This window comes from Lysobacter enzymogenes (assembly GCF_017168095.1).
GTDB lineage: Bacteria > Pseudomonadota > Gammaproteobacteria > Xanthomonadales > Xanthomonadaceae > Lysobacter > Lysobacter enzymogenes_D.
Map to the genome: position 1 here is coordinate 1 of NZ_LXSD01000635.1, position 3,129 is coordinate 3,129.

3 protein-coding genes are annotated in these 3,129 nt (G+C 70.1%); 1 reads left to right on the plus strand and 2 read right to left on the minus strand.

The window, feature by feature from the left end; genetic code table 11:
* The first annotated feature begins 405 nt into the window (after positions 1-405).
* Positions 406-879 (plus strand): DUF1456 family protein, encoded by a 474-nt coding sequence (locus A7A76_RS24630; protein ID WP_206413793.1) that lies wholly within the window; start codon positions 406-408, stop codon positions 877-879.
* Between the two features lie 21 nt (positions 880-900).
* On the opposite strand, the gene A7A76_RS24635 is transcribed toward A7A76_RS24630, so the two are convergent.
* Both A7A76_RS24635 and A7A76_RS24640 read right to left on the minus strand, forming a co-directional pair.
* A complete protein-coding gene (locus tag A7A76_RS24635) occupies positions 901-2,334 on the minus strand; it encodes an NAD(P)(+) transhydrogenase (Re/Si-specific) subunit beta (RefSeq protein WP_206413794.1) in 1,434 nt (477 codons plus the stop codon).
* 122 nt (positions 2,335-2,456) lie between these two features.
* Positions 2,457-2,762 carry an NAD(P) transhydrogenase subunit alpha gene (locus A7A76_RS24640; RefSeq protein WP_206413795.1) on the minus strand — a complete coding sequence of 102 codons (306 nt, stop codon included), beginning with the start codon at positions 2,760-2,762 and terminating at the stop codon, positions 2,457-2,459.
* Positions 2,763-3,129: the final 367 nt, after the last annotated feature.

Below are 3,129 nucleotides of genomic sequence, written 5' to 3' on the forward strand. Positions count from 1 at the left end.
CTGGCCCGCCGCCCCGGCCCTGCACGGCGTCGCCCGCGCCGCCGACAAGGCCGCCGCCGCGTAACCCGGCCGCGAGCGCGAAAACGCCGCTCCCCTCGGCGGCCTACGCGAGCGGCCACTCGCGCCGGACCCACTCGGCAGCGGCCTCATCGCCGCCTGCCGTCCCGCGTTCGCATGCTTCGGCGGCCCGTACCGCATCTACGCCAAACGCCGCCCGGCCGCCGCTGTCGAGCCGGCCCCGCAACCGTCCCGCCGAGCCGGATGCGTCCGGCATGCGAGAATCCGCGCTCACACCACTGCCGATTCCCGTCCGGCGGCTCAGCCGGGCGCCGGGACGGCATTCGCAACGCACCGGCCCGCCCTGCTCCAGCGCGCGGCCGCGCGGCTCCAACGGCAGGACCGACCATGATCAACAACGACGTATTGCGCAGCATTCGCTACATGCTCGATCTGAGCGACCCCAAGGTCGTGGAGATCGTCCACCTCGCCGACCCTGCGTTCGCCCTGGACAAAGCCCAGGTCCAGGCCTTCCTCAAGAAAGACGAGGACCCGGGCTACGCCCCCTGCGACGACGCGGTGCTCGCGCGTTTTCTCGACGGCCTGGTGTTCCACTACCGCGGCCGCGACGAACGCCTGCCGCCGCGCCCGCTGGAAACGCGCATCACCAACAATCTGGTGCTGAAGAAACTGCGCGTCGCCTTCGAGCTCAAGGACCTGGACATGCACCAGGCCTTCGCCGACGCCGGTTTCCCGGTCTCCAAGCCGGAACTGAGCGCGCTGTTCCGCCAGAGCGACCACAAGAACTACCGCCCGTGCGGCGACCAGATGCTGCGCAATTTCCTCAAGGGCCTGACCTTGCGGATCCGCGGCGACAAGTAAGCGCCGCGCGAGCGCGGCGGATCAATGCCCGCCGTCGAGCGCCTTGAGTTCCGACACCAGCGCGCTCGCCATCTCCGCGCCGTCGCCGTACAGCATGCGGGTGTTGTCGGCGTAGAACAGCGCGTTTTCGATGCCGGCGAAGCCGGTGCCCTTGCCGCGCTTGATCACGATGGTGTTCCTGGAATTGATCACGTCCAGGATCGGCATGCCGTAGATCGGCGAGGCCGGGTCGGTCTTGGCGACCGGGTTGACCACGTCGTTGGCGCCGATCACCAGCGACACGTCGGTGTTGGCGAACTCGGGGTTGATGTCGTCCATGTCGGCGATCAGGTCGTACGGCACGCCGGCTTCGGCCAGCAGCACGTTCATGTGGCCCGGCATGCGCCCGGCCACCGGGTGGATCGCGAACTTCACCTTGACCCCGCGCTCGGTCAGCTTCTGGGTCAGCTCCCAGATCTTGTGCTGCGCCTGCGCCACCGCCAGGCCGTAACCGGGCACGATCACCACGCGTTCGGCGAAGGCCATCATCGCCGCGACGTCGCCGGCTTCGATCGGCTTCTGGGTGCCGGCGATTTCCTGCGCCTGCCCGCCGCCGCCGAAGTTGGAGAACAGCACGCCGCTGATCGGCCGGTTCATCGCCTTGGCCATCAAGCGCGTCAGCAGCATGCCGGCCGCGCCGACCATGGTGCCGGCGATGATCAGCGCCTCGTTGCCGAGCACGTAACCTTCGAACGCCACCGCCAGGCCGGTGAAGGCGTTGTACAGCGAGATCACCACCGGCATGTCGGCGCCGCCGATCGGCAGGGTCATCAGCACGCCCAGCGCCAGCGCGGCGACGAAGAAGGCGACGATGACGCCGACGTTGAGGGTCATGAACGCGGCGATGCCGAGCGCCACCACCGCCAGCGCGACCAGCGCGTTGAACGCCTGCTGGCCGGGGAACACCACGCGCTTGTCCAGGCGCCCGTCGAGCTTGGCCCAGGCGATCACCGAGCCCGACAGCGACACCGCGCCGATCGCCGCGCCGACCACCGCCAGCACCAGCGCCACGGTCGGCGTGTGCATCGCGATCACGCCGCGTTCGAGCTGCGCCTGCAGCGGGTCGGACGGCATCTGCGCGGACAGCCGCAGCAGTTCGACCGCGCCGATCGCCGCCGCCGAGCCGCCGCCCATGCCGTTGTACAGCGCGACCATCTGCGGCATGTCGGTGATGGCGACCTTCTTGCCCGAGATCCACGCCGCCGCGGTGCCCAGCAGCACCGCGGTCGCGATCAGGCCGAGGTTGTGCAGGCCCGGCAGGAAGAACGTCGCCACCGTGGCGATGATCATGCCCGCGCCGGCCCAGCGGATGCCGCTGCGCGCGGTCACCGGCGAGGCCATGCGCTGCAGGCCCAGCAGGAACAGGGTCGCGGCGACCAGGTAGCTCAACTTCACCACAGTGGAAAGAACGTCCATCAGCGCGCGCGCTCCAAAGAACGATAGCTGCCCCGTGGGCAGCACCCAGCCGAGAAAGGAGGCAACGGCGACCAGAACCGTGCCGAGGACGGCGGCCGCGGCCGCCGCGAGGTACCGCGCACTCAACCGCCCGCCTTGCCGCCCGGCGCCTTGCTGGACTTGAACATCTCCAGCATGCGCTCGGTCACCACGTAGCCGCCGGCGGCATTGCCCGCGCCGAGCAGCACCGCGACGAAGCCGATGGCTTTTTCCAGCAAGGTGTCGGCGTGGCCGAGGACGATGATCGCGCCGATCAGCACGATTCCGTGGATGAAGTTGGAACCCGACATCAGCGGGGTGTGCAGGATCACCGGCACCCGCGAAATGATTACGTGGCCGGCGATCGCGGCCAACATGAAGATGTACAGCGCCACGAACCCGTCGCTCATCCGTCTCGTCCCCATGCGTTGTCCGGGCCATCATAACCGGCCGTGAATGCAGCGCCAGCGTTGTCAACCGATCCGGGCCGCGGGCGTTCCCGGATGGCATGAGCGCCGCACGTTCCGGCGCAGGGACCGCCCCGCATGCCCGACACCCTCCGACTCCGCCGCCGCCCCCGCGGGCCGGCCGCGCCCGGCTGAAGGCCTCCGCCGTGCTGCAACCGCCCGCCGCCCGTATCCTGGAGGCCGTGAGCGTCGAACCCGACCCGCTGCCGCCGAACGACCCGCTGGAGCATCGCTACGACGCCCGCCGGCCCGAGCGCGCGCGGCCGTGCGCCGGCGAAGCCGATGCGCCGGCGGAGCGGACGCCGCGCTG

Bases quoted from the DNA above. Each gene is read 5' to 3' on its own strand.
- A7A76_RS24635 (WP_206413794.1), bottom strand. From the start codon at position 2,334: ATGGACGTTCTTTCCACTGTGGTGAAGTTGAGCTACCTGGTCGCCGCG.
- A7A76_RS24630 (WP_206413793.1), top strand. From the start codon at position 406: ATGATCAACAACGACGTATTGCGCAGCATTCGCTACATGCTCGATCTG.
- A7A76_RS24640 (WP_206413795.1), bottom strand. From the start codon at position 2,762: ATGAGCGACGGGTTCGTGGCGCTGTACATCTTCATGTTGGCCGCGATC.